General features: G+C 54.4%; 5 protein-coding genes. 3 read left to right on the top strand and 2 right to left on the bottom strand.

Annotated elements, in window-relative coordinates; translation table 11 throughout:
- Both ACIQ36_RS18850 and ACIQ36_RS18845 read right to left on the bottom strand, forming a co-directional pair.
- The coding region (locus ACIQ36_RS18850; RefSeq protein WP_395832222.1) for an IS30 family transposase at nt 1-547 on the bottom strand (547 nt) is incomplete at its 3' end.
- A 127-nt stretch (nt 548-674) separates the two neighbouring features.
- Complete coding sequence (locus tag ACIQ36_RS18845; RefSeq protein ID WP_395832224.1) at nt 675-905, bottom strand: type II toxin-antitoxin system YhaV family toxin; 231 nt, start codon at nt 903-905, stop codon at nt 675-677.
- A 168-nt stretch (nt 906-1,073) separates the two neighbouring features.
- Between ACIQ36_RS18845 and ACIQ36_RS18840 the strand changes: the two genes are divergently transcribed.
- The 3 genes from ACIQ36_RS18840 to ACIQ36_RS18830 all read left to right on the top strand — a co-directional run.
- Nucleotides 1,074-2,276, top strand: a complete 1,203-nt coding sequence (locus tag ACIQ36_RS18840; RefSeq protein ID WP_395832220.1) for an SIR2 family protein — start codon at nt 1,074-1,076, stop codon at nt 2,274-2,276.
- Complete coding sequence (locus tag ACIQ36_RS18835; protein ID WP_395832218.1) at nt 2,273-4,108, top strand: ATP-binding protein; 1,836 nt, start codon at nt 2,273-2,275, stop codon at nt 4,106-4,108. Before ACIQ36_RS18840 ends, ACIQ36_RS18835 begins: the two co-directional genes overlap by 4 nt.
- Before the next feature lie 8 nt (nt 4,109-4,116).
- Nucleotides 4,117-4,320 (top strand): KTSC domain-containing protein (locus tag ACIQ36_RS18830; protein ID WP_395832216.1); only part of this gene is annotated, 204 nt, incomplete at its 3' end.

Genomic DNA, 4,320 nt, shown 5'->3' with positions numbered 1-4,320 from the left:
ACTCTTTTCGCTCTGCAATCTCAGCAGGTCGAAGAGTGATGGAGCGAGCAACCGGCACTGCCGATTTCCTGCTCTTTCGGCTAAATCGTCGCCGTCGGTGTCTGCGAGCACATGGTAACAGCGCGAATAGTTTTTGCTCACGACCGTCCGGACTAAAAATATATCGATAAATACTCTCGTGGGAGATTTGACCGATGGGATCCGCATCGCGCTTAAGACGCCCTGCAACTTGTTGAGGCGACCAGCCCGTGCGAAGGCGCGCTAAAACATGATCCAAGAGCGCGGCTGACCGCAGCAGTTTCACCCGTCCTTTCCTGCGACGGCGTTTCGACCGGTCGTTGGCCATAACCGCAAAATACCCTCGGTAGGCCTTGCCCCAGCAATCCTTATAGTTGGTGTGGTAAAAGTTGCGGTTGATCTCCCGATAGATCGAACTGCGATGTCGGCCCAGGTGGCGCGCAATAGCCGTAACCGGAAAGCGCGCTATAACCATCTCGGAAATAACCCGGCGATCATCCAGGGAGAGGTGAGAATAACAAGCTCCCATGATCCATCCTCCAAAGCGTAACTCTCTGATAATAAACGAAAGTCGCACTTCAAAATTGAATCCGCCCTTAGGACATCGGGTTGTCGCATAATCAAGATTATGTGATTATTAGATAAATTGCTTATATCTAGTCCGGCCAGTCCCGCTGGCTCACGGCAACCAGAGCCGCCCAATCAGTTGGTGGATAGCCGTTGGCCAGTATACGCTCAAAGGCCGTATAGGGGTCGGTTTTGCTGCCCGCTGATCGCAAAATCTGCGCATCATTGACCCACGCGTAAACAATGATCCGCACCTTCGAATCATGCAGGGAAAACGGCCGAAAACGATGCCCGCCCTTCGCGCGAGGGTGAAGGTCTATCCGTCTATGACAATCACTGGGCGCGGATTCATCGCGCCGATGACTTAGAACGTTGTCAATCTCATTTTGCGGGAATTAAAAATTGTATATGTTGTGGATCTGAAGCTCGAACCGATCGCCAACATCAGATAATATCTTCGCCGATTAGTTGATTAAAAGGATGGTCAATTGGATACCGTACATAATCCGGACCGCTTTATGGCCGATCTCCGGCAGATACTGTCGCAGGGCCGCAAGCGTATTGGCATTTTGATCGGCGCAGGTGGCCCTCTCTCTGTACGAGTAGACAACAGTGGCAAGCTTGATCCAAATGGTCGGCCGCTGATTCCCGGTGTAAACGATTTGACGCACCAGGCATTGCAAACATTGAGCGGTGCTGAAGCAACTGCGGTAGTCAAAATCCGAAAAGCCCTGCCAAATGGCGGCAATATTGAGACCATTTTGTCAAAGATTCGTCTGCTTCAGACAGCGTTGGGGGACACAACGGTACATGGCCTTGACGGTACCGGCTATGCTGGACTGGGTAAGGCGATCTGTGAGGCGATCGGCGAGATTGTCGGCGCAAAGCTACCGGAAGGAAGAACGCCGTATCATGAACTTGTCTCCTGGGTCAGCGGGACGCAACGAGTACACTCAGTCGAGATATTTACCACCAACTATGACCTGTTGATTGAAACAGCGTTCGAGCAGGCAAAAGCACCGTACTTTGATGGCTTTACCGGTGGGCATGCACCGTTCTTTGACCCGGTCACGGTAGCCGGAAATGATTTGCCGGCGCGTTGGTCGCGCGTTTGGAAGCTGCATGGATCACTCGGTTGGAAAAGCGAAAATGGCACAGTTGTGCGCTGCGGCGGTCCGGACTGCGCTGAACTCGTCTACCCGGACCATCTCAAATACGATCTGACGCAGAAGCAGCCCTATGCAGCGCTGTTCGAGCGATTGAAACGGTTTCTGCTGACGCCCGATACAGTGCTTCTGACGACAGGTTTTTCATTCCGCGACGCGCACATTTGTGCAGTTCTGGGCGAGGCGCTCGCAATGAATGCCAATGCTGCGGTGATCGCATTGCAGTTCCAAACGCTCGCCGATGAGGAGCCGGCACGTAAGCTTGCCTTCGAACATCCAAACCTTTCTGTCTATGCCAGCGACGCCGCTGTGATCGGTGGCATCCCAGGTTTGTGGCGTTTGGGCGACTTGCCTAAAAACTGGGTTGAAATTCGTTCGAGCTTCTGGGGTAACGACGCTTTCCTTTTGGGTGACTTTGCCAGCTTTTGCCGCTTTTGCGCGCTTTCCTACTCGCCCGACCTTGCTCGGCCGATCGATACAAATATTTCGGTCGATGGTTTCGACCCGGCTATGGTGTCGGCATGACGGCGACAGACCCAACCTATCTCGGCCGTGTAAGCGCAGTTTCGGGTTCTTCATTAACGGTAAAGCTGGCCGAGTCCCTCTCTTCTGGTCTGGCGATGATTGATGGTCACACGTATCGCGTCGGTCAGGTGGGCAGCTTTGTCCGCATCCCTCTGGGGTATCAGGATCTTTACGGCGTAGTTGCGGAGATTGGGGCTGCGGCAGCACCCCAATCCGTCGCTGTTGTGGATTTAGACCGTCAGGACACCGGTCGCTGGATGCGCGTGGAGTTGGCGGGCGAGGCGACCGGCGATCATTTTGAGCGAGGTCTCAGTCAGCACCCCAATGTCGATGACGTGGTTCACTTGGTCACACACAAAGATCTTCGGCGGATCTATGGTGGCGCAGAGGAAGATCAGATCGAGATCGGAACGCTTTCGAGCGCCGAAAATATCGTCGTTCGCTTGTCACTCGACGCACTAGTAACGCGGCACAGCGCCATCGTTGGATCGACAGGCTCAGGTAAATCAACCACAGTGGCGAGCTTGCTTCGTTCCATAGTGCGAACCGCCGAAAATGTAGGTGCAAGTGGTGCACGTATCCTTCTCTTAGACGTGCATGGAGAATATTCTGCGGCACTCGGAGATATTGCCAAAACATTTAGCGCTTCTCCAATGCCCGGTGAAGCGCCTTTGTTCGTGCCTTACTGGGCGTTGGAGGCCGGCGAATTGCTTGATTTCGTCGCTGGTGGGCTCAGCGAAAATCATTTAATTGCGTTTACAGATAAGATTCAGCAGTTGAAGGAAGGGCGACTGCATGCTGGTGCGCTTCCTGGGCTCGATCCCCAGTCACTCACCGTTGACAGTCCCGTACCATTTTCGCTGAAAAAACTTTGGTATGACCTGATCGACTTCGAGACAGCCACTTTCACCGGGGACAGGCGTGACCAGCCTGCGCTTGAGGCCGATGGTGACCCCACGACACTGACGCCACCCCGCTATACGCCTCACGCGATGGGAACTGCCGGGCCATTCCTTAATCAGGCGGCGAAGGGTATCCGCCGGCCACTAAATTTGCTGCGCTCTCGTCTTCTCGATCGGCGCTACGACTTCATCTTGCACCCTGGCCCGTGGGAGCCGGACCTAGCGGGGCAAACGCAACAGGACCTTGATACGCTGCTGGCTGGCTGGCTCGGCCATGACCGTCCAATCACTATCCTCGACCTCTCAGGTGTGCCAAGCAACGTCTTAGTCCGGCTCATTGGCTCCATACTGAGGATTATTTACGAAGCCCTCTACTGGAGTCGGGAGAAGACAGAGGGGGGCATCCTGCGCCCCCTATTGGTCGTTATGGAGGAGGCGCACCGTTATGTCAGTCCCGATAGCGGCAATGTCGCCGCAGACATTGTGAAACGTATCGCAAAGGAAGGTCGCAAATACGGGGTTGGTGCAATGCTGGTTTCTCAGCGTCCGTCGGAGATCGACGAAACTATTCTTTCCCAATGCGGGACGCTAATAGCGCTGCGACTATCTAATCCCGCCGATCGCGCACGGGTAAAGGGAGCGCTGCCCGACAATCTATCAGGCCTGATGGACTTACTGCCAGTGCTGCGAACTGGCGAGACCATCATTTGTGGTGAGGCCGCGAGACTACCTGTGCGCTGCCGTGTATCGCTACCGCCCGCAGATCACTTGCCCCGTAGTTCAGACCCCGAAGTCAGCAGAGCCTGGCGGACCCGCCGCGTGGCAGAAGGCTATGACCGCATGGTGGCGTCATGGCGAGCGCAACGAACCACGGCGGTCGTGCGAGATGTTACGATCAATCGTACCCCCATCAACGAAAATGAACAGTAGGAAGTTCCATGATTCGAGACCCTGTCGCCTCAAGTAACATTGCGTCAGTCGGCTACGACCCCGACAGTGAAACGCTTGAAATCGAGTTCATCAACGGCTCGATTTATCAATATTTCAACGTGACTTCTGGACTTTACGAGCAACTTATGGCCGCTCCGTCCAAAGGGCAATTTTTGCATGCCTACATTAGGAATGCTTATCCATATTCCCGT

The organism is Elstera sp., assembly GCF_044372965.1.
In the GTDB taxonomy this organism is placed as follows: Bacteria; Pseudomonadota; Alphaproteobacteria; order Elsterales; family Elsteraceae; genus Elstera.
This window is presented reverse-complemented; position numbering and strand designations above follow the sequence as displayed.